The sequence below is a fragment of the Galbibacter mesophilus genome (assembly GCF_023721415.1).
Taxonomy (GTDB): Bacteria; Bacteroidota; Bacteroidia; order Flavobacteriales; family Flavobacteriaceae; genus Galbibacter; species Galbibacter mesophilus.
Genome location: NZ_JAMQVC010000002.1, coordinates 592,933 through 615,474, shown reverse-complemented (window position 1 = coordinate 615,474; position 22,542 = coordinate 592,933). Strand labels below are relative to the sequence as shown.

Annotated in this window: 22 protein-coding genes; 8 read left to right on the top strand and 14 right to left on the bottom strand. The window is 35.2% G+C overall.

What is annotated here, in order from left to right:
• Window position 1: 1 nt before the first annotated feature.
• The 6 genes from NDQ75_RS09475 to NDQ75_RS09450 form a co-directional block, all read right to left on the bottom strand.
• Entirely contained in the window at window positions 2–931 is a 930-nt protein-coding gene (locus tag NDQ75_RS09475; RefSeq protein WP_202027236.1) for a UDP-3-O-(3-hydroxymyristoyl)glucosamine N-acyltransferase, read from the bottom strand.
• Between the two features lie 51 nt (window positions 932–982).
• A complete protein-coding gene (efp, locus tag NDQ75_RS09470) occupies window positions 983–1,549 on the bottom strand; it encodes an elongation factor P (protein ID WP_202027235.1) in 567 nt (188 codons plus the stop codon).
• 7 nt (window positions 1,550–1,556) lie between these two features.
• Entirely contained in the window at window positions 1,557–2,351 is a 795-nt protein-coding gene (lpxA, locus tag NDQ75_RS09465) for an acyl-ACP--UDP-N-acetylglucosamine O-acyltransferase (RefSeq protein ID WP_202027234.1), read from the bottom strand.
• Window positions 2,348–3,763, bottom strand: a complete 1,416-nt coding sequence (locus NDQ75_RS09460; protein WP_202027233.1) for a bifunctional UDP-3-O-[3-hydroxymyristoyl] N-acetylglucosamine deacetylase/3-hydroxyacyl-ACP dehydratase — start codon at window positions 3,761–3,763, stop codon at window positions 2,348–2,350. Before NDQ75_RS09460 ends, lpxA begins: the two co-directional genes overlap by 4 nt.
• Window positions 3,764–3,772: 9 nt before the next feature.
• Window positions 3,773–4,786, bottom strand: a complete 1,014-nt coding sequence (gene lpxD / locus NDQ75_RS09455; protein WP_202027232.1) for a UDP-3-O-(3-hydroxymyristoyl)glucosamine N-acyltransferase — start codon at window positions 4,784–4,786, stop codon at window positions 3,773–3,775.
• A gap of 182 nt (window positions 4,787–4,968) precedes the next feature.
• Window positions 4,969–6,192 (bottom strand): HD domain-containing protein, encoded by a 1,224-nt coding sequence (locus NDQ75_RS09450; protein ID WP_202027231.1) that lies wholly within the window; start codon window positions 6,190–6,192, stop codon window positions 4,969–4,971.
• Between the two features lie 44 nt (window positions 6,193–6,236).
• Between NDQ75_RS09450 and porX the strand changes: the two genes are divergently transcribed.
• Both porX and NDQ75_RS09440 read left to right on the top strand, forming a co-directional pair.
• Complete coding sequence (gene porX / locus NDQ75_RS09445; protein ID WP_202027230.1) at window positions 6,237–7,784, top strand: T9SS response regulator signal transducer PorX; 1,548 nt, start codon at window positions 6,237–6,239, stop codon at window positions 7,782–7,784.
• A 165-nt stretch (window positions 7,785–7,949) separates the two neighbouring features.
• Window positions 7,950–8,336, top strand: coding sequence for a hypothetical protein (locus NDQ75_RS09440; protein WP_202027229.1), 387 nt, complete (start codon window positions 7,950–7,952; stop codon window positions 8,334–8,336).
• Window positions 8,337–8,439: 103 nt separating this feature from the next.
• On the opposite strand, the gene NDQ75_RS09435 is transcribed toward NDQ75_RS09440, so the two are convergent.
• The 3 genes from NDQ75_RS09435 to NDQ75_RS09425 all read right to left on the bottom strand — a co-directional run bounded on the left by NDQ75_RS09435 (window position 8,440) and on the right by NDQ75_RS09425 (window position 12,079).
• A complete protein-coding gene (locus NDQ75_RS09435) occupies window positions 8,440–9,246 on the bottom strand; it encodes a hypothetical protein (RefSeq protein ID WP_202027228.1) in 807 nt (268 codons plus the stop codon).
• 511 nt (window positions 9,247–9,757) lie between these two features.
• On the bottom strand, window positions 9,758–10,990 hold the full coding sequence (locus NDQ75_RS09430) for a hypothetical protein (protein ID WP_202027227.1): 1,233 nt from the start codon (window positions 10,988–10,990) through the stop codon (window positions 9,758–9,760).
• Between the two features lie 207 nt (window positions 10,991–11,197).
• Complete coding sequence (locus tag NDQ75_RS09425; RefSeq protein WP_202027226.1) at window positions 11,198–12,079, bottom strand: hypothetical protein; 882 nt, start codon at window positions 12,077–12,079, stop codon at window positions 11,198–11,200.
• Between the two features lie 474 nt (window positions 12,080–12,553).
• Between NDQ75_RS09425 and tsaE the strand changes: the two genes are divergently transcribed.
• The 5 genes from tsaE (at window position 12,554) to NDQ75_RS09400 (ending at window position 15,513) form a co-directional block, all read left to right on the top strand.
• Complete coding sequence (gene tsaE, locus NDQ75_RS09420; RefSeq protein WP_202027225.1) at window positions 12,554–12,958, top strand: tRNA (adenosine(37)-N6)-threonylcarbamoyltransferase complex ATPase subunit type 1 TsaE; 405 nt, start codon at window positions 12,554–12,556, stop codon at window positions 12,956–12,958.
• A gap of 143 nt (window positions 12,959–13,101) precedes the next feature.
• Window positions 13,102–13,263: a hypothetical protein gene (locus tag NDQ75_RS09415; protein ID WP_202027224.1), complete on the top strand. Its 162-nt coding sequence runs from the start codon at window positions 13,102–13,104 to the stop codon at window positions 13,261–13,263.
• Between the two features lie 365 nt (window positions 13,264–13,628).
• Window positions 13,629–13,871 (top strand): hypothetical protein, encoded by a 243-nt coding sequence (locus tag NDQ75_RS09410; RefSeq protein WP_242513612.1) that lies wholly within the window; start codon window positions 13,629–13,631, stop codon window positions 13,869–13,871.
• A 42-nt stretch (window positions 13,872–13,913) separates the two neighbouring features.
• Window positions 13,914–15,113, top strand: a complete 1,200-nt coding sequence (locus NDQ75_RS09405) for an alanine dehydrogenase (RefSeq protein ID WP_202027222.1) — start codon at window positions 13,914–13,916, stop codon at window positions 15,111–15,113.
• Window positions 15,114–15,120: 7 nt separating this feature from the next.
• Window positions 15,121–15,513 carry a DUF4258 domain-containing protein gene (locus NDQ75_RS09400; RefSeq protein WP_202027221.1) on the top strand — a complete coding sequence of 131 codons (393 nt, stop codon included), beginning with the start codon at window positions 15,121–15,123 and terminating at the stop codon, window positions 15,511–15,513.
• A gap of 17 nt (window positions 15,514–15,530) precedes the next feature.
• Here the strand turns inward: NDQ75_RS09400 and NDQ75_RS09395 are convergent, their stop codons facing one another.
• The 4 genes from NDQ75_RS09395 to NDQ75_RS09380 form a co-directional block, all read right to left on the bottom strand.
• On the bottom strand, window positions 15,531–16,871 hold the full coding sequence (locus NDQ75_RS09395; RefSeq protein ID WP_202027220.1) for a fibronectin type III domain-containing protein: 1,341 nt from the start codon (window positions 16,869–16,871) through the stop codon (window positions 15,531–15,533).
• 128 nt (window positions 16,872–16,999) lie between these two features.
• Entirely contained in the window at window positions 17,000–17,182 is a 183-nt protein-coding gene (locus NDQ75_RS09390; protein ID WP_202027219.1) for an adenylosuccinate synthetase, read from the bottom strand.
• Window positions 17,183–17,231: 49 nt separating this feature from the next.
• Window positions 17,232–17,813: a YdeI/OmpD-associated family protein gene (locus NDQ75_RS09385; protein WP_202027218.1), complete on the bottom strand. Its 582-nt coding sequence runs from the start codon at window positions 17,811–17,813 to the stop codon at window positions 17,232–17,234.
• A 5-nt stretch (window positions 17,814–17,818) separates the two neighbouring features.
• The gene (locus NDQ75_RS09380) at window positions 17,819–18,373 is read right to left on the bottom strand and encodes a glutathione peroxidase (RefSeq protein WP_202027217.1); all 555 of its coding nucleotides are present in this window, start codon (window positions 18,371–18,373) and stop codon (window positions 17,819–17,821) included.
• A gap of 354 nt (window positions 18,374–18,727) precedes the next feature.
• On the opposite strand from NDQ75_RS09380, the gene NDQ75_RS09375 reads away from it, so the two are divergent.
• Complete coding sequence (locus NDQ75_RS09375; protein ID WP_202027216.1) at window positions 18,728–21,028, top strand: hypothetical protein; 2,301 nt, start codon at window positions 18,728–18,730, stop codon at window positions 21,026–21,028.
• A 57-nt stretch (window positions 21,029–21,085) separates the two neighbouring features.
• Here NDQ75_RS09375 and NDQ75_RS09370 read toward each other — a convergent pair whose 3' ends face one another.
• A complete protein-coding gene (locus NDQ75_RS09370; protein ID WP_202027215.1) occupies window positions 21,086–22,519 on the bottom strand; it encodes an SLC13 family permease in 1,434 nt (477 codons plus the stop codon).
• Between the last annotated feature and the right edge of the window lie 23 nt (window positions 22,520–22,542).

Genomic DNA, 22,542 nt, shown 5'->3' with positions numbered 1-22,542 from the left:
ATTATCCTAATTTTTCAATGATAGTCGGAATTTGACGGATGGAAGCGAGTTCTTTGTATTTTTTTCGTGCTTCTTCCGCGGGATAACCAAAATAGGTTTTATTTGCATCTAACGATTTGCTTACACCCGATTGTGCTAATAAAACTGCTTTTGTTCCGATGGTAATCGCGCTTGCCAATCCTACTTGTCCCCAAATGGTCACTTCATCTTCAATAATAACACAACCTGCAATACCTACCTGAGAAGCTATCAAACACTTTTCTCCAATAAAGGTATCGTGACCAATATGTACTTGGTTATCTATTTTAGTGCCTTTTTTAATCAACGTGTCGCCAGTTACTCCTCTATCGATAGTACAAAGAGCTCCTAAATCAACATTGTCCTCAATCACTACTCGCCCACCAGACAGCAACTTATCAAAACCTTCGGGGCGCTTTTTGTAATAAAAAGCATCAGCACCCAAAACGGTTCCAGCATGGATGGTTACATTATCACCAATAATACAATGGTCGTAAATGCTTACGTTGGAATGGATATAACAGTTTTTACCAATGGTTACATTATTGCCAATAAAAACACCTGGCTGAATAACAGTTCCCTCCCCTATTTTTGCTGAAGGGGCTATATTCGCAACAGCTTTTTCAAATGGTTTGAAAAAGTTAGTAAGCGTGTTAAAATCGCGAAAAGGATCATCGGAAATTAAAAGCGCTTTCCCTTCCGGACAGTCAACTTCTTTATTAATCAGCACCACTGTTGCTAGTGAATTCAACGCTTTATCGTAATACTTTGGATGGTCTACAAAAACGATATCACCTGGATTTACTACATGAATTTCATTCATACCAAGAATTGGAAAATCATCATCCCCAACATACTCGCAATTAAGTATGGTTGCAATTTGCTTTAAACTGTATTCTTGTGGAAACTTCATAGTAAGAAAATCACTGATTGAATTATATCATTAAAAACTAAGCGAAGAAAATTATTCTTTAGCACGCTCCATGTAGGCACTTTTTTCAGTGTCTATTTTAATACGGTCTCCTTCATTAATAAAAAGAGGAACGTTTATCGTAGCACCTGTTTCTACCGTCGCAGGTTTTGTGGCATTGGTTGCTGTGTTTCCTTTTACTCCTGGTTCAGTATGCGTAACTTCTAGTGTAACATGCGCAGGCATATCTACGGAAAGAGGCATACTATCTTCTGTATTAAACAAAATAGTTACCACTTCGCCTTCTTTTAAAAGGTCGGGCGTATCCAATGCGCTTTTCTGAAGCATAATTTGATTATAATCATCTGTATTCATGAAGTGATAGGTATCTCCTTCAGCATACAAAAACTGATACGAACGTGTTTCCACACGAACATCATCTATTTTGTGACCCGCAGAAAAAGTATTATCAAGCACTTTTCCAGTAGTCACACTTTTCAGTTTTGTTCTTACAAAAGCAGGTCCTTTTCCTGGTTTTACGTGTAAGAATTCAATAATTTTATAAATATCGTGATTGTAACGAATACACAATCCTTTTCTTATATCTGATGTAGATGCCATAGTATTTTTATTGATTTGAACTTGAACTAAAATAACCTTTCATAATCCCCCGTTGTGAATCTTTAATAAACTGAAGGATTTCATCGCGCTCTGGGGTGGCTTCCATTTCAGCTTCTATAATTTCCACAGCTTGGGAATTGTTATAATTTTTTTGGTATAAAATACGGTAGATGTCCTGTATCTCTCTAATTTTTTCGGTTGAAAAACCTCTTCTACGCAAACCTACTGAATTAATGCCAACGTAAGATAATGGCTCACGAGCAGCTTTTGCATATGGAGGCACATCTTTTCTAACCAAAGAACCACCCGTTACGAAAGCATGGTTTCCAATCGAACAAAACTGATGCACAGCTGTCATTCCCGCCAATACCACATAATCTCCTACGGTAATATGTCCCGCCAGTGTACTGTTATTTGAAAAAATACAATGGTCGCCCACAAAACAATCGTGCGCAATATGGCTATAGGCCATTATCCAACAATTTTTTCCAATAACGGTTTTCATTCTATCGGTAGTACCTCTATTTATGGTAACACATTCACGTATGGTCGTGTTGTCTCCTATTTCTGCGGTGGTATCTTCGTCGTTGTATTTTAAATCCTGCGGAATGGCTGAGATAACAGCCCCTGGAAAGATATTACAATTCTTGCCGATACGTGCGCCTTCCATGATGGTTACGTTACTTCCTATCCATGTTCCCTCTCCTATAACCACATTGTTATTTATGGTAGCAAAAGGTTCTATTACTACATTCTTGGCGATTTTTGCGCCTGGATGTACATATGCTAGCGGCTGATTCATTTCTCTTCTGATTCTTTAACTTTAACTATTTGAGCCATTAGCTCTGCTTCTGTGGCAAGTTTTCCATTGGCATAAGCATACGCTTGCATATGGCAAATTCCCCTTCTAATAGGTGAAATTAATTCCATTTTAAAAATAAGCGTATCTCCTGGCTGAACTTGCTGTTTAAACTTTACATTATCTATTTTCATAAAATAGGTAAGGTAATTCTCCGGATCAGGAACTGTACTAAGTACCAAAATACCACCCGTCTGAGCCATAGCTTCCACTTGGAGTACTCCAGGCATAATAGGTGCGCCTGGAAAATGCCCAACAAAGAATGGTTCATTCATGGTTACGTTTTTCATTCCTACCACATGACTATCGGATAATTCCAAAATTCGGTCAACCAATAGAAATGGAGGCCTATGCGGCAACATCTGCATAATTTTGTTGATATCCATCAGCGGTGGCTGATTTAAGTCAACTTTTGGCACTTTATTGCGCTTTTCAAGCTTTATGATTTTAGACAGCTTTTTAGCGAACTGGGTGTTTACATAATGTCCTGGTTTATTGGCGATAACTTTTCCACGAACCCGTGTTCCGATTAATGCTAAATCCCCTATTACGTCTAACAATTTGTGTCGAGCAGCTTCATTGGGATGATGAAGGGTAAGATTATCTAAAATTCCGTTCGGTTTTACCGAAATATTATCCTTGTTAAAAGCTACCCTTAGCTTTTCCATGGTTTCTTTAGACAATTCCTTATCTACATAAACTATGGCATTATTAAGGTCGCCCCCTTTTATTAATCCGTGTTCCAAAAGGGTTTCTATTTCATGAAGAAAACTAAACGTTCTGGAATCGGCTATTTCAGTTTCAAACTCCGATAAATGTTTTAAGGTAGCATTTTGGGTGCCCAGTACTTTGGTTCCAAAATCTACCATAGTAGTTACTTGGTACTCGTCCGAAGGGATAATCGTTATTTCACTACCGGACTCTTCATCGGTATACGAAATAACATCAGTAATAATAAACTCTTCGCGCTCTGCATCCTGTTCTACAACACCTGCTTTTTTAATAGCTTCAATAAAATACTTCGAAGAACCGTCCATAATGGGTGGCTCTGGCGCGTCAAGCTCGATAAGTACATTATCTATTTCCAAACCTACCAAAGCAGCCAAAACATGCTCGGAGGTTTGAATTTTAACTCCCATTTTTTCCAGATTGGTACCACGTTGTGTATTTACAACGTAGTTGGCATCGGCCTCAATAACGGGCTGTCCTTCTAGGTCGACACGTTTAAACGCGTAACCATGATTTTCGGGCGCTGGTTTAAACGTCATCGTAACTTCCATACCAGTATGAAGTCCCACTCCTTTAAGAGATACCTCTTTGGCGATGGTGGTTTGTTTTATAACCTGATCACTCATTGTTATATTTTACTTTTTTTCTAGTTGATTAATTCTTTCTACTACCTTAGGCAAATTCTTAAAATGAACATAGGATTTGTTGTAATCACCGTAATTCAAAGCTGGTGAGCCTTGTAAAACTTCATCATCCTTAATATTTCTTCCAATACCGGATTGCGCTTGTATGCGTACTCGGTCTCCAATAGTAATATGACCTACGATTCCTACTTGTCCGCCAATCATACAATTCTTGCCGATTTTTGTAGAACCAGCAATACCTGTTTGGGCAGCAATAACCGTGTTTTCTCCAATTTCTACATTGTGAGCTATCTGTATCTGGTTGTCTAGTTTAACACCTCTACGAATAATTGTAGAGCCTAGAGTTGCCCTATCAATAGTGGTTCCAGCACCAATATCTACGTAATCTTCTAAAATTACATTACCAGTTTGTGGAACTTTTTGAAATTCCCCGTTTTCATTAGGAGAAAAACCAAAACCATCGGCACCAATAACACAGCCACTGTGTATAACACAATTGTTCCCCACAACGGATTCAGAATATATTTTAGCACCGGCAAACACAATTACGTTATCGCCTATGCTTACATTATCACCAATATAAACGTTAGGATAAATTTTTACATTCTCCCCTATTTTCACATTGTCACCTACGTATGTAAAAGCACCCATATAAAGTTCTTTGCCATACTCAGCGGTTTCAGATAAAAAAACAGGTTTCTCAATTCCTGTTTTATTCAGTTTAACCTGATTATAATATTCCAGTAATTTCGAAAATGATTTATATGCATCTTCCACTTTAATTAGTGTTGTGCTAATATCATTTTCTACTTTGAACGACCTATTAACTATGGTAATAGAAGCTTTTGTAGAATATATATAAGATGTATATTTAGGGTTCGCCAAAAAAGTTAGGGACCCTTCTGTTCCTTCTTCAATCTTAGAAAGTTTAGAAACTTCCACTTCTGGGTTTCCTACAATTTCTCCTTCTAAAATTCCTGCTATTTGAGTTGCTGTAAATTTCATTTCCACGCAAAAGTATAAAAAAAGTACTATTTTAGGACTGCTTCGATTTTATCTTTTCTATCTTTTATGCTTCCTCTAAGGTATTTATTTTAAGTCCGAAGCTCATGCTATGCACTTTAAAATACTTTTCTGAGAAAAATTCACTACATAAAATACTTCAAAAATAAATTTTCAACTGTCTTTTATTTTTTAGGATAACACAGATAATATTTGGTCACCGGTTTTGACAATGCCTTTAGGTTAAGCTGATCGGAGGCTTTGGCTACATCAATAATTTTTCCGGACTTCATTAAAATATGAATATTCTGTTTATCCAAATAGTACGCTTGATTTTCTATAAGACCACTAAAAACGAAGTATCGCGCCTCTTCTTCAGTAACCTTATGTGTGTTTATAAACTGATTTATATGTTCGATTATTTTCTTTTCTTTAACGGGCTTCTTTTTAATTTTAATCTTCAGAAGATCCCGATTCAATAAAATTTTGCACAAATTGGATAGCACAAAATCATCATGATATTGCCATTCTTTCATTGCTGAAAGTATATCCACATCATCTAAACGGGAGAAAATTTCTAATATTTTATTATCAAAACTTTCAACCCCTATTTCATTATCCAAGAAAAACTGCAATGCCCTGCTGGCATGTAATGTTTTTCCATTATGGTGCAATTGTTTGGCACGTTTTAAAATTCTAATCAATAACTGTTCAGCGGCGAGGCTTGTTTTATGTAAAAACACCTGCCAATACATTAAACGTCTTGCCACCAAGAATTTTTCAACGGAGTAAATTCCTTTCTCCTCCACCACCAAATTATCATCTACCACATTCAGCATAGAAATAATCCTTTCTGAATTGATATTTCCTTCAGAAACACCTGTGTAGAAACTATCCCGTTTCAAGTAATCAACTCGATCCATATCCAACTGACCGGAAATAAGCTGATACATAAATTTACGATGGTAATCGCCCTTAAAAATTTGAATAGCCAGCGTTAAACTTCCGTTAAACTCCTCGTTTAAGGCTTTCATAAATTGAAGTGAAATATACTCGTGGGAAACCCCATTTACAATGCTATGCTCCATTGCATGGGAAAACGGACCGTGGCCAATATCGTGCAGCAAAATTGCAGCCAGCAAAGCCTTCTCCTCTTCTTCAGAAATATCAACACCTTTAAAACGAAGCACTTGCACAGCTTTCTGCATTAAATACATGCATCCGATGGCATGGTGAAATCGCGTATGATGTGCTCCTGGATACACCAAATAAGAGAGTCCCATTTGGGAAATTCTACGCAATCGCTGAAAGTATTTGTGTTCAATTAAATCAAAGATCAGTTCATTGGGAATGGTAATAAATCCGTAAATTGGATCGTTGAATATTTTGAGCTTGTTGGCCGTGTTCAAACTAATAAGAATTGTAAAATTGCATACAAATATACATCAATAGAATGAATGAGATAAAGATACTTTGGGTAGATGATGAAATTGAACTTTTAAAACCACATATTCTCTTCCTTGAAAAGAAAAACTATAAAGTGATTACTTGCCAAAGCGGCACTGAGGCCGTGGAAGAAGTAAAAGAAAATGTTTTCGATATTGTTTTTTTAGATGAAAATATGCCAGGACTCTCCGGTCTTGAAACATTGAATGAAATAAAAGCGCTTAAACCAACGCTTCCCGTGGTAATGATTACCAAAAGTGAAGAGGAGAACATTATGGAAGAGGCTATCGGCGCAAAAATTGCCGATTACCTGATAAAACCCGTTAACCCAAACCAAATATTGTTGAGTTTAAAAAAGAATTTGGACCATTCAAGGTTAATTTCTGAAAAAACTACAAGCAACTATCAACAGGAATTTAGAAAAATAGCCATGGATCTCACCATGGTAAACACTTTTGAAGAGTGGTGTGACCTTTATAAAAAATTGATTTACTGGGAACTGGAGTTAGAGAATATTGAGGACACGGGAATGACAGAAATTTTGGAGTCGCAGAAAGTTGAAGCCAACTCCCAATTTGCCAAATTTATTGAGAAAAATTATGAGCATTGGTTTAATGGGGATGAAGCTCCTACCATGTCACACACGTTATTTAAGAATCTTATTGTAAAAGAAATTGATAAAAAGTCCCCTACTCTGTTGGTAGTTGTTGATAATTTGAGGTACGACCAATGGAAAGCCTTTGAAGGTACGGTGAGCAATTACTATAAAAAGGAGAAAGAGCAACCATATTTTAGTATTTTACCAACAGCTACCCAATACGCACGTAATGCAATTTTCTCTGGTTTAATGCCTTCTGAAATGGAACGTTTACATCCTAACCTATGGAAAAACGATACCGATGATGGCGGGAAAAATCTTCATGAAGAAGACTTTTTGAAAGACCAGATTCGCAGATTAGGACTAGACATAACTTGGGAATACCACAAAGTTTCCAGTTTAAAACTGGGTAAACAACTAGCTCAAAATTTTAAGTCGCAAAAGGAAAACGACTTGACCGTTGTTGTCTATAATTTTGTTGACATGCTCTCCCATTCCAAAACGGAAATGGAGGTGGTAAAAGAGCTTGCGTCCAATGACAAAGCATACCGATCTTTAACTGAAAGCTGGTTTAAAAACTCTCCGTTGTTAGATATAATTCAACAAGCACAACAATTAGGTTTTAAACTCATTATCACCACAGATCATGGAACTATTAATGTAAAAGCTCCGTCTAAAGTTATTGGTGACAGGGATACCAGTTTAAATTTGCGTTACAAAACCGGTAGAAGTTTATCCTTTATCGAAAAAGAAGTTTATGCGGCTAGAAATCCAAAGAATATTCATTTGCCATCTATAAACATGAGTAGTTCTTTTATTTTCGCTAAGAACGATTTGTTTTTTGCGTATCCCAACAATTATAATCATTATGTAAGCTACTATAAAAACACTTATCAGCACGGCGGGATATCGCTCGAAGAGATGATTATACCGTTTGTAGTTCTAAATCCGCGATAGTAATGTTTTTAATTTATTTCATATAGAACGTCCTTAAATTCCGACAAGCGGTCAAATTCAGCGGATTAAAGTCGAATAAATGTTAATTTTTTGTGAAAAAACTAAATATCATTATTTAGGTTGAGTTTTTTTTCTATTTTTGAGAAACCCTCAAAATTAACACTAATGGCAAAAGCAATCGATAGGATTTATTCTATTATCCAATCACTTGGAATGAGCGCGAGACAATTTGATATGTCAATCGGCGCATCAAACGGTTATACATTACGTATGAAAAAGAACAATGCTTCCGTTGGAAGTGATATTCTTGAACGTATTGTGGAGAAATATCCGTTTGTAAATATTAATTGGGTAGTTACCGGTCAAGGAACTATGTTTGGAGCAGACACAAGTGCTGCTGAACATGCTATTCCAGAAAGGAAGCTAACGTATAAAGAAGTAGAAGCTATTATTGAGCAGAAAATCAAAGCGCATCAGGAAGATGAACTAAACAACTTGATGAACAAGATTAAAAGTGAAATAACGGCTGCTAAACAAGAAGCTGGAAATTAATTACCAGTTTTTAAAGTTTAAACAAAAAACATCCAGCTTAGTCTGGATGTTTTTTGTTTTTTGCAACTTTTTAAATAGCACTAATTTTTAGAATCTCATACCACTATCCGTTCTTTAATTTCAACAATTCTGCTTGTAAAGCTTCCAATCGCGTTAAATATTCTTTTGGCTGATACTTATCCTTATTTGCAATAAGCTGATTTATTTCCTTTTTAATCTCTTTGTTTCGATTTTCAGTTTCTGCCAATAAGGCCACTAATCGAAAAGTTTCTACCTTTATTTTTTCCTTTAATCTTTCAACTTTCGAATGGTTATTTATTTTCAGGGAAATCCAAATTAGGAAGATAGTTAACACTATAAGAATAGGTAAAGATTTCCAGATTTCATTTTCATGAAACCTCCCATCTTCAGGAAAGATTACAGAAATTATTTGATAAGCTTCCAGAACAATAGGTATCAATAAGAAATATTTCCACCAATAAGAAGACGTGAGAAACCAAACGTTCAAACCGATAAAAGCTGTTAAATAATATCGAAAAAGTACAAAGAGAAATAATTGAACTGTTGTAAATCTTCCAGAACCTAAAGTAAAAAAGTAAAGATCCCATTCTTTAAAGGACGGAATATAAAAAGTACTAACATCCATTACCACCAATAAAACAATAACCGAAAGAACAATTATTCCTTTATAGTTATCGTAAAACTTGCGTTCATCAAGGTTAACGGATTCATTTTTATCTTCATTCAAAAGAATAGTACTGGCAAGTATTTCTTTTGAATTGATTATATCTTTGGTGCTTACGATTTCGTTAAATCTATTCAAATAATATTGATACTGTTTAACATTTTTAAATTTATAACCAAGAACAGTATTTGCATCCAAAGCATCTGAATAATATCTTTTTCGCAAAGGATATTTTATAAAAATATCAAATAACACTAGTAATAGGGTTCCAAATAAAGGAAAGATAAATACAAAATACGTTGGTATATCAAAAGAGCTTTCAATCGTAGAATAACAATTTTTTGTTAGTTTGTAACTTTCCGAATAAACAAGAATCAATATACCCCATTTCCACCAACTTTCGCTGGTTAAGAACCATATTGCATACAATAAGCTATGCGAAAAAAAAAGTAGAAAGAGATAAGAAAATAGAATCATTGATGAATCAATTTCAAAAAAGAAATCACCATTTTGGTATGCAAAAGATTCCGAAGGAAAATAAAGATGTCCATAAGTAATGAAGGAAGCAAAAATTAGCAATCCTATTACTACAAAGTCTATCGGAAAAATTTTAAATTCTTTTCTCATCAAATCAATTAAGGATACACCATCAAATTTGTGTATTCAAATGCAAAGCTGAATAAATCCTTTACGTTGCTGCGCACATGGTAACTAAAAATACCATATTCTACTAAAATTATTTGCTTTTTAATGCCAAAAGTTCCTCTTGTAAAGATTCCAGATGACTTAAATATTCTTTTGGCTCATATTTATCTTTATTTGCGATGAGTCGATGAATTTCTTCCTTTACTTCCTTATTTCGATTTTCAGTTTCAGCCAACAAAGCCACCAATCGAAAGGTTTCTACTTTTATTTTTTCCTTTAATCTTTCGACTTTCGAATAGTTATTTATTTTCAAGGATATCCAAATTAAGAATAAAGTGAGAATTAGTAATATTGGAGCAGCCTGAATAATTTCATTCTCATGTATGTATCGTATGTTAGGATGTAACACGGAAAACAATTCGTATGCATTCAGTACTATTGGCACCAATAAAAAATACTTCCACCAATACTTGGAAGTAAAAAACCATACATTTAAACTGATGAACATAGTCAAGTAGCAATAAGTAAAAAACCAAAAGAACGATACAAGACTTGGAAACTTCTCATTTGTAATAGTAAACCAACCAAAATCCCACTCATTTCCATCTGGCACTATATAATAAATTCGGTCTATAAAAAGTAAAGAAACCAACAACAACCCAATTAATCCTCCTATTATTTTTGACCTCAATGTAATTGGACTATCAGAGTTCTTTGTATTATCGCCAGTTTCTTTTTTTTCGGAAATTAAGACTGCACTAGCGATATAATTTTGTAGTTCATTAATGCTTGAAGTAGAAACTCTTTCCATGAAATTATTGAGAAAAATCCTATACTGCTGTACATTTTTAAACTTGTAGAAAAGTAAACTCTCTGCGTTAATCGAAGATTTTGAAAGCTCATATCTCAATGGATATTTAAATCTTTTAGAGAATAAAAAAAGAGCTAATGAACACAATAAAGACAAAAGAATGTTCTCATAAATTTCAAGGTAAAATGGTAAATCAATACTAAAAAAAATATACATCAGTAATTTATAAGTTGAACCTGCAAATGGAATCAATATAAAGTGTTTCCACCAATACCTACATGTTATATACCATAAACCGTAAAACAAAAAATGAGAAAAAAATAATGAAATTTGGTACACCACAATTTTAAAAGAAAATGATTCTTTAAGTATAAATTTATAAACTACAATATCCCATTCTTGAATATCTGGCATATGGGGATGAATGAATGTAATAAGTGATGCAAAAAACAAACAAATAATAATTATTAGGTCGTATGAACCTACTTTTTTATGATTTAAATCAAATAGCATATTTTTCTAATTGAATAGTTTCAAACTTTCGTTTAAACAGTTGTAAAAATAGAAATCATTATCCATTTATCAGAATAGTCAGAATACAAATACGAATCTTATTCGTGTATAACGGAATGGGAATTAATCAAAAGCTCGTTCACTTAAATTTTTAGAGGGTTCATTCCGATATACATTATGATTGAACATATCGAAGAGAATAGGAAATCACTTTTTTGTGGAATACAGTTTTTGGTAATAAAACTCTAATTTCATTAAATATTCTTCTGGCTTATAGCTAGCCTTATTGGCCAATAGATTTTGAATTTCTTCCTCTACATTTTTATAACTATTATCCTTCTCTTTTTCTGAAAGTTCATGAACTATCTCAAAGGAAAGCAATCTGATTCGCTCTTTTATTTGTTCAATTCTATGATAATTTTTCCATTTTAAAGAAATAAGAATCAAAAAAGAGACAAGCATAATCAGAACGGGGAATGAGTTAAAAATTTCATTCTCATGAAAATATCTTTCCTTACCTACTATGTTCCAAAGTTGATATAAATGAAGTACAATTGGAATTAGCAGAAAATACTTCCACCAATATTTCGATGATAAAAACCAGATATTTAAACTAATGAATGTGGTTCCATATAAGTTAAACAATACCCATAGATACATGACAACAGATGAAAAATATCCGGACGAAATTACCCAATCTCCAATATTCCATATTTTTTCTTCAGGCGCTATTAAATGGATTCTATCCAAAAGAGGTATTGATATTAAATAAATAACTATCAATATTTCAGACCAAGTCCATTTATAAATTTTTAAATGAAACGAAGGTTTTGAGTCTGTTGTCAATTCAATTGCTTCAGAAAGTAACATTTTGGAATTCGAAGTATCTAACTTGCTAATTGATCCCTGTAGTTTTTCTAAGAAATTGTTGTAATGAAAAATACTCTTAAACTTATAAGAAAGAATTGATTCTGAGGATAAAGAAATCTTACTAAGCTTGACATTCAAAGGATATCTAATTTGTTTTTCTAAAAGATAAATCAAAACCCCAAACACCACGGAAATAACATACAGTGATAATTTTTCCATTTGAAATTTCTCCATTAAATTAAAGTCAATTAGCTCGAAAAGTTTATAGGACTGATTAATAATAGGTATTAATAGAAATAATTTCCACCGGGCTTCACACGTAAAATACCAAACTATGTAGAAGGTAAGGTGTGAGAAAAACAACAAAAATTGATGAAAGTAAACTTCTAAACTTGCGTATCCATAAATTTTAAATGTGAAAAACCGTAGATCTAATTCTTGTATGGACGGAAATAATAGATGTGCATAAGTAATTATACTAGCAAGCACAATCACAGCAATAAAAAATAAATCCGATCTTATTATTACGTCTAATTTCTTTCTCAATGAATTTCTTTAAGGCCTTTCAAAGATATCATTTAAAAGAATTTTTCAAAAAACACTTTTTTAGATTTCAGAAAAGAATAGGAAATCAAAAGATTTTTTAACAGGAATATTTACATTTAGAAGTTAATTTTACCAACAAAAGGAAATATGACTTTTAACTATAGCCTCTCAGAACTAAATAGCATTGCTAAAGAAGTAATCCAGGCATCTTCTTCAAAAACTGTTCTCTTCAAGGGTGAAATGGGCGTAGGAAAAACCACCTTGATAAAAGAAATAGTAAAAATGTTGGGAAGCGAGGATCAAGTTTCGAGTCCTACATTTTCGTTAGTTAATGAATATCAATTGAAAGATGGTTTGGCATACCATTTTGATTTTTATCGTATTAACGATTTGGAAGAGGTCTACCAAATTGGTGTGGAGGATTACCTATACAGCGGCCATTGGTGTTTAATTGAATGGCCAGAAAAAGTAAACGAAATACTTCCCAAAAACAGTACCGTTGTCGAGATAAAGAAACACTTAAACGATGAAAGGACATTGACTATCCTTTAAAACTGTATATTTATAAACTTACTATTTTACTTGAACCTTCTGTATATTAAAAACTTACGAATATACGACAAAGGTTTTTCATCTCCGCACCCTATTTTTTGGTACGTTTGTTTCAACAAAAAACCAAAAAATATCAAACTATTATGTCATTCAAAAAATTAATTTTCGCTGTATTTGCTATCGCTTTATTATCTGCTTCTTTTGTTTCTTGCTCACCAAATAGTGTAGCCGATGAGGATAGTCTTTATGATTTAGAGCAACAAGGTATTGAAAAAGATTCTGTTGATCCTCCTACAATGGGATAAAAATCAATAAGAAAAACTTGTTATTTTAATTTTAATTAACTTGATTTGTTTTAGTAAAAAACTGATTGACCATTAAAACAAAAAAGCAAAATTTAGAAAGAAAGCTAAGATATAGGTTTCTTAGTCTTGGTTCTTTAATAGCTCTTATAATTGCTATTTCACCATATCTATTTTATTTGTATGAAAGCTTTCCTAGGACACAAAAATGGGAGACCGTACTAATTACTTTTGAAACAAGTAAATATCCAACTTTATATCACTATGCTTGGTTTCTATTTAGTAAATTCATTCCTTTACTGCTTTTATCAATTTGGTTTTTTACCTGTAAACATTGGTGGTACCATGTAATTTTGATTCCACTTAGCATGTATTTTTTTCAGTTACTGAGTGTTATAAATGACGATGTAAAATACATTGATGAGTTCGAAATTTATTACATAATTCCCGTAATGATGGTCGTAGTACCTGTGGTTTATTTTATAAGAATAAAGCTTTTTGACAAGTATATTCATGGTATCGATCTTGATAAAATTGATGCGGAATTAAAGGAATACGAAGAAAAAGAGCAAAAAGGTCAGAAAGATCAAAAGTTCAGGAAATACTTATAGACTTAAATAGTTTAGCTATCTTTGAACTTTTAAGTTAGTGGAATGAATTATCCTAATACGCCGTTTACAAAGCAAGAACTTATTCCCCAAGAGGAAACTTTGGAGCTTTTAAAGCAAAAGGGGGAATTGTTTATTGGGATTCCTAAAGAGGTTTCATACCAAGAAAATAGGGTTTGCCTTACACCAGACGCCGTTAATGCGCTTACCGCCCACGGTCACCGTGTAATTGTTGAATCTAAAGCAGGTATTGATGCAAACTATACCGATGCGGAGTATAGCGAGGCGGGTGCCGAAATTACAACAGATACGAAAAAAGTATTTTCTTGTCCGATCATACTTAAAGTGGAACCTCCTTCTTTTAAGGAGTTGGAACTTATTAATCCGCAAACTATTTTGATTTCTGCACTACAGATCAAAACCTGTAGTAAGAAATATTTTGAAATACTAGCAAGCAAACGAATAACCGCTCTTGCCTTTGAATTCATAAAGGATGACGACGGTAATTATCCTGCTGTTCGTGCATTAAGCGAAATTGCAGGTACAGCTTCGGTCCTTATTGCAGCAGAATTAATGACCAATGCCAACAGTGGTAACGGACTCATGTTTGGAAACATAACAGGAGTACCACCCGTGGATGTTGTGATTATTGGCGCCGGTACCGTCGGAGAATTTGCAGCACGATCTGCTATAGGTCTTGGAGCTAGTGTAAAGGTTTTCGACAATTCCATTACACGACTTCGCTGCATGCAAAACAATTTGGGTAGAATGCTCTACACCTCTACCCTACAGCCAAAAAATTTATTGAAAGCCCTTAAACGTTGTGATGTACTTATTGGTGCTGTTCGAGGGATTAATCGTGCTCCTGTAGTGGTTACGGAAACCATGGTAGAGAACATGAAAAAAGGTGCTGTAATCATAGATGTAAGTATCGATATGGGTGGTTGTATTGAGACCAGTGAGGTAACTACCCACGATAACCCTACTTTTACCAAACATGGGGTAATTCATTATTCTGTTCCAAATATTCCAGCGAGATACGCCCGAACTGCTTCGGTTTCTTTGAGTAATATTTTTACGCCTTATCTTTTGAAAATTGGAGAAGATGGTGGACTAGAACAGTCCTTACGCTTTGATAAAGGATTGCGCAACGGACTCTATTTTTACCACGGAATTTTAACCAACCGGGCCATTGCAGAATGGTTCGACCTGTCTTACCGAGATATAAACCTTTTGATATTTTAAATTTTATATGTCTTTATTAAAACGAGTTGGCTTCTACCTAGTGGGTGTTTCTTTAGGATTGATTTTTTTAGCGTATTTCTTCAGGGAAAAAAGAGCTGAATTCTGCTACCTTCCTAATTGTAGAACTCTAAAATCTATTCGAACACAGGAGAAAATTGAGTTCTCACCTTCTGTTCAACAATTATTGGATAATAATACCATCTCCGAGGAACAATTGGATTCCTTACTTACTTTCGGCGAAGTAAACTTCTCTAAAAGCGATGTGGATAGAACACAAAGCCTTTCCGAAGAAAAATGCAGCACCTATTATATCGATGGTCAAATCAACAATAAACCTACAGAATTAGTGGTAAAAAACTGTAGGTTTAAAGCGGAAATTCTTGACATAGACATTAAATAGAAATTCATTCTTATTTCTTACTCGTCAATAGGTACAATGGCATCAACAATTTGAAGGGTTCCATTAGTAGCCTTTATGTTTTTGATAATAATCTTAGCTTCTCCATTAACGATAATATCTCCATTTCCATCTTCCGTAAAGGTAAGTGTGGAACCTAAACCTGTCTCGGCAGTGCCTAAAGTCAACAACTCTTCTGCCGCTACATCTCCCCCTATTACATGATTCGCTATCAACCTATTAAGTAAAATTCCTGATGGTAACGTCCCGTAGGCTTCAAAGGCACTGTTGTTGGGAGCAAATACCGTAAAAGGTCCGTCTTCTTCCAACGTGGAACTAAATCCGGTGCTTTCCAACGTGCTTTGTAATGTAGACAAATCTTCCCTTTCAATGATAATTTCAAGAATGGATTGTGTGGGTTCTTCATCCAGAGTGGTAACTTCTAGCATTTCACTCATTTCAGAGGTGTTCCCAGAAGCATCAATGGCTTGAACTGTATATTGATAGCTGGTAGCGGCCTCCAATCCTGTAACCTCAAAAGAAAGTTCGGTTGAAGTTCCTACGCTGACGCTATTCTGAAAAATTTCATAATTGGCCACCTCGTTATTGTCTGTTGAAGCACTCCATGACAATGTAAAGGAAGTTCCTGTAATATTGGTTGCTTCTAGGCCTGTAGGAGTGGTTGGAGCCTCTGTGTCCTCTTCTGTTTCCGTTGTAACTGCTATAGTTTCACTGTTATCTGAAACATTCCCAGCAATATCCTCGGCAACAACATAAAATTCGTAGGTCGTTGCAGGCGTTAATTCGGCAACGGATAAACTCAGTTCGCCTTCCGTCTTACCTATACTTACGCCATCCTGGAATACTTCATAATTAACTACCTCCTCATTATCAGTTGCGGCAGACCAAGAAATAGTAACGGATGACGCCGTGAGATTTGAAAATGTAACATTGCTTGGTGCTGTTGGTTTTTCGGTGTCTTCTTCCTCTGCGGTGCTAACGGTGAGTATATCACTCATAGAAGATTCATTTCCTTCGCCATCAATAGCTTTTACAGAAAATCCATATTCGGTATTGGATTGTAATCCAGCAATTTCCAAACTGGTAGTATTGGAAAATCCTATCGACTCACCATCTTGAAATACTTCATATTTGGCGACTTTAATATTATCAGTTGCTGCGTTCCAGGATAAAAGCAGGCTTTCTGTTTTAATTTCACTTGCACTTAATCCGGTCACTTCCGTTGGCGCTTCGTTATCACTTAAAATTTCTTCTAATTTTTCTCTATCATCATCACAGGAAAATAAAAAAGTGAATAACAATACACAAGTCCAACTTAGTTTAGCACCTACATTTTTCATCAATTACGTTTTTAAAAATTGTTCCTTCGGAAGAGGATACAAATTCATTTAAATACGTACGGTTAAAATGAAGAACGTAGATGTTAACATTCATAAATTTAACATTTTACGACTGCAAAACGGGAATATCAACTTTTTCCCTTGCGGTTTCTGTTCTTTCGATTTCTCCAAACAAAGTATAGAATGATAAAAAGTACAGGCAATAAGATGTAAATAATTACTTCTGACCATGATTGTAAATCCAATGGATCGTTATTTCCGGGCTTTGGAACCTCTGGTGGTGCTTGTAAAAAAGCAAGTAATAAAAGCATGTTTTTCTTATTTTAATTAAATGAATGGAATTGGTCGGATAACTAGTTTCTACTGTTCGTTCCAACCCTTTCCTTCGTAGATTTTAGGGATACATTTCTCTATTCGGTCAGTGCGTGTTTTTGATTGTTTGGCTTTTGAAAAATACAATAGATAACCACGTTGTCTTCCCGGGGTTAAAGCATCAAAAGCTTTTTTAAAGTCTTTATCTGCATCCCATTTTTCTTGAAGTTCATTTGGAACCTCAAATTCAGATGTTTTTTTCATGGGTACTTTTATACCCAATTTTTCAACTTCCACAGCCTCAAACACATATTGTTTAATAAGCGATTTCAAATTGTTCACCTCATTAATTCCAGTAAAGCGAATCTGTCTAGCTGATTGTACATTTTCCGTTTGCTGAATTAAAATATTTTCAGAATCCTTCAACAAAGCTCCTTTATGGAATAGCAAAGCACAATAGTCGTTGAACCCATGCATCAGAACAATATTCTTTTTCTTATAGGTATAGCATGGCACACCCCATTTAAGTTCTTCTTGAAGTCCACAATCAAGTATAATTTTCCGTAGCTGTTGATAAACTTCTTGCCACTGGGAATCTTTTTCAAAGAAAAAAGCGACCTTGGGATTCATTTTAATTAGTTTTCAATCCAATTCGTTACACTCTTATCTGTAGGAAGGGTTCTAGGAGAAACTACTTTGGCAACGTGTCCTTCCTCATCGATTAGATATTTTTGAAAATTCCAAGCTACCTCCGAATCTTCCACTCCATTAAGTTTTTTAGTAGTTAAAAATTGGTAGAGTGGATGCATATCATTTCCTTTTACAGAAATTTTGCCCATCATTGGGAAAGTCACTCCATAATTTGCTTTACAAAATTGAGCAATCTCTTGGTTCTCCCCTGGTTCTTGTCCGCCAAAATTATTTGCAGGAAACCCAATAATCACAAATCCTTCATCTTTATACATGTTGTAGAGTTCCTGTAATTGTTCATACTGAGGAGTAAGTCCGCATTCACTTGCGGTATTCACTATCATAACTTTCTGTCCTTTTAATTTTTTTAGCGGAAATGTCTCCCCTGCTATATCTTCCACTGTAAATTGGTAAATTGTTTCGTTATCCATGGCTGTTGAATTTTGAGCAAATGTTATGTTCAAAAACAATAACAAGCTGCATAAAAGTATATTTTTCATTTTTCAGATTTTTTTTTCAAGTTACAAAAATATCAATTCAGTTAATCCTTCGTGGTAATGAGAATTTACTATTGTTGAATTAATGATTTGTTAAGTCATTGAGTCACAAATTTGTTCCATGTTCTTTATTCGTTGTTCGAACAGAACTAGAAACTTCAAACCTATCGATCTGTATAATCATGAAGCAGCAAAATTTATTTGGTAATCACTTACCAGTTGCTTTCAATTTTCCAAGTTTATTTCGATGATTCCTTACTATTATTTCCGAAGAAATTTAAAAACAGTTTTCTTGCTACAAACTAAAATTAAAGGTAAATTAGTAGTTAATTACTTTCTAACCAACCGCTAAATACAATGACTACACCACTAGTTAACCAATCTCTATTTTTTCAGTTTTGTTTGGCTTTCTCCATTCTAATTTCTTCGTTTTGTAATGCGCAATCGATTACAGCGTATAATTTAAACAATTACACCGCCCAGGAAGGCCTAAACGCTACCGTTAGCAATAATACCCTTACAATAAATTGGATTGGGGAAAACGACAGTAAGCTTCGCATGGCATTTAAAATTGTTGAAAATACACCCACTATAACCCAATTATCTATAAAAGAAAAAGATAGTGATTGGATCCTTTTAGCATCCAACGTAATCTCAGATTATAAAGTTACAACAGGTTTACGTAGGGTAACCCAACAACAAACCGAACCTTTGGAGGGGTTGGGAATCCCTCTAACAGAAGAAAAATTAAATGAGATAAAATGGGATGCCTTTTGGGATGCTCCACTCTACACTTCCAGTGAACCTCCACGCTCCCACGGTGGCTCGATTCCGGCTAAAGAACCTTTTGCAAACCATCCGGGTATGCCGAGAGACCCTTCCGAAGTTGAAAGTCATACACTTCAATTTAAAAATACTTCCTGCCAAGTAACCACCAATGGAGCTCGGTTGGAAATTGTTTTTGAAGGAGTAGAAATAGGCTTCTTCTCAGGATATCTTCAGTTTGATATTTTTAAGCATTCGAATTTGATCCGGCAAATGGTAGTGGCTAAAACTGAAAAGCCTTCGGTCGCTTTTAAGTATGAAGCAGAACTGAATGGTTTTTCGCTCACCTCAAAAACGCAAATTGGATGGCGCGATTTAGAAGAAGTTTGGAAAACGCATCAAATTGAAAAAACTGTAAATAATGAAAGACAGATAGTGGTTGGAAACAATCGTTTAATTGCTGCTGAATTTAACCAAGGAAGTATCGCTGCGTTTCCTCCGCCTCATAGTTTTTATTGGGCTCGGGAGTCAGAACAAAACCTCGGCTATGGATGGTATCAAAAAAATGGGAACAACTCCTACGGTTTTGGAATTCGTCAGGCGAATGGCGAAAAGGATCCGGAGTTCTATCACAATTTCGCATTGTATAGTGCAAGACCTAATAAATGGCAACGAATGCCAATTTTCTTTTATATAAGTTCTAAACCGCATACGGAAGCTATAAAAAAAGCCTTAGCTTTTACTCACAATGATGTTTTTAAACCGCTAAAAGGATACAAAGTGATGGGGTCGCATTATCACGTTGGTCTTGTGAAGCGTTTAAAAAAGCTCGGAGGTTTCGATAAAAAAGTGAATGATATTGAAACCATGAAAAAAGTGGGTGTTGATATTTATAGTATTATTGATGGGGTTCGAGGTCCTGGAAGACACGATAAAGGAGAATTGTTTTTGAAAGATTTGGCCGAATATTATGAAGCCGCCAGAAGCCAGTCTGATGAAAACTTCTTGGTAATGCCCAATGATGAAAACAGTACTGATGGACGCCGTCCTTTTATGGGCGGTCACTACGATTTAATGTTATCTAAACCGGTGTATTGGCGGCCTCAGCGTTTGGAAGGAGAACCATTAATTGAAAACCACCCCAACTATGGAACGGTATATAATATTGGCACACCCGAAGATTTAATGAAGATGACGGAAAAGGAAAATGCGTTAATCTCCATGGCGCATCCCAACACTAAAAAATCCACAGGATATCCAATGGCTATTTGGGACGAGCCCCATTTTCAGCATAAAAATTATTTCGGATTGGGATACCGTTGGGGAATGGGTATCGATGCTTCGGAAATACGGTTAGGAGAATATCGGTTTCAAAAACTTTGGGACGAAACCAACAACGAAATGACAAAAAATGGACATGCCTTGAAGTTTGCTTTGGCCATTTCTGAAGCTCGGTCAGACAAGGGAGATCGTGGAAAACCAAGTGAGGATGATACCTATGGGATGTCCCCTGTGAGTTATGTAAAATTGAATAGTGTTCCTTCCGTAGACGATATGAGTCCGATTATCAACTCCCTAAAAAAAGGGGACTTTTTCGTAACCTCCGGAGAAATACTTATTCCGCATTACGAAGTCTTGGGAACAGGCAATTCAAAAACAATTGTAGCCGAAGTTGAATGGACATTTCCTCTTGATTTTGTTGAATTAGTATGGGGCGATGGAGAAAGCATCGATAGAAAGATTATTTCTACTACGGATTTACCAGCTTTCAGTAAAAAACGATTTGAGATTCCATTTGATGCCACCGGGAAAAAATGGATACGCTTCGCTGCCTGGGATGTTGCCACCAACGGTGCCATGGTTCAACCTGTAAATTTAACCGTACAGAAATAGTATTTTCAGCATTAAATTCTTATAAAAAATACTTCTAGTTCATTAAATAGCAGAAAGCTAAAAGCCCCACAAAATAGGAAGTATAAAGTAAATTAATAAACTGATTATAAGAATGGAGATGATATTCATCCAAATGCCCGCGCCAATCATATCCTTCATTTTTAATTTTCCCGAACCAAACACAACTGCATTAGGTGGCGTGGCCACAGGCAGCATGAATGCACAGGAAGCTGCCATTGCTGCACTTACCATAAAATAAAACGGATTTATATCCAGAGCCACTGCCATGGAAGCCAAAATGGGCAACAGCATTGCGGTTGTGGCTAAATTTGAAGTAAGTTCAGTTAAAAAATTCACCAAGCTTACGATGATAAAAATCATTAGAAATAACGAAAGCCCTTCTATCACATTCATTTGTTCACCTATCCAAGTGGCTAATCCACTAGATTGAAATGCTGCTGCAATTGATAAACCACCTCCGTAGAGCATTAAAACTCCCCACGGTAATTCTACCGCCTCTTTCCAGTAAATTAAACCTCCTTTTCTCGATTTACTAGGAATGAGGAATAATACTATAGCGCCTGTCATCGCTATTATTGTATCGTTTATGGATGGAAATATCTTTTCCAGTACAAAAGATTTTGTAACCCAAGCAAAAGCCGTTATTCCAAAAACGACTCCCACCATTTTTTCTTCGTAAGATATATTCCCTAACTTTTTCAGTTGAGCCGCAATTTCTTTTTTCCCTCCAGGCAATTTCATTCCGTCCACGGAGAAACTAATACGGGTAAGATACCACCAACAAATGAAAAGCATCACTATTGAAAAGGGCAATCCAATGGCCAACCACCTCTCAAAGGTAATTTCTATCGCAAATGTTTCTTCAAGAATACCTGCCAAGACCAAATTGGGTGGTGTTCCAATGAGTGTGGCAATTCCACCAATTGAAGCTGAATATGCAATGGCGAGCATAAGCACTTTTCCAAATACGTTCTGTTGCTTCGAAGTTAACTCACCAGAGCGTTCTACTTGGCTGATAATCGCCAAACCAATTGGCAACATCATGACGCTGGTAGCTGTATTGGATATCCACATGGATAAAAAAGCGGTTGCAATCATAAAACCTAAAACAATAGAATTTACATTAGATCCAATGATATAAATTATACCAAGCGCTATTCGTTTGTGTAAATTCCATCGCTCGATAGATTTTGCGATGATAAACCCACCTACAAAAAGAAAAATATACGGATGTCCGTAAGCTTCTGATGTGAGTTTCATTGAAACTGCACCCGTTAAAGGGAAAATGACAAGTGGTAACAGCGCCGTAGCTGCAATAGGAATAGCCTCTGTCATCCACCAAATAGCAATCCAACTGGTGCAAGCTAAAACAGCTTGCGCCTCAACGCTCATTCCTTCGGGCGTTTTCATTAAAAATAATAATACGAACGAAAGCGGACCTAGAAAAAGGCCTATTTTAGATGTTTTCATGTAGGCGGTTGTTGATTAATTAC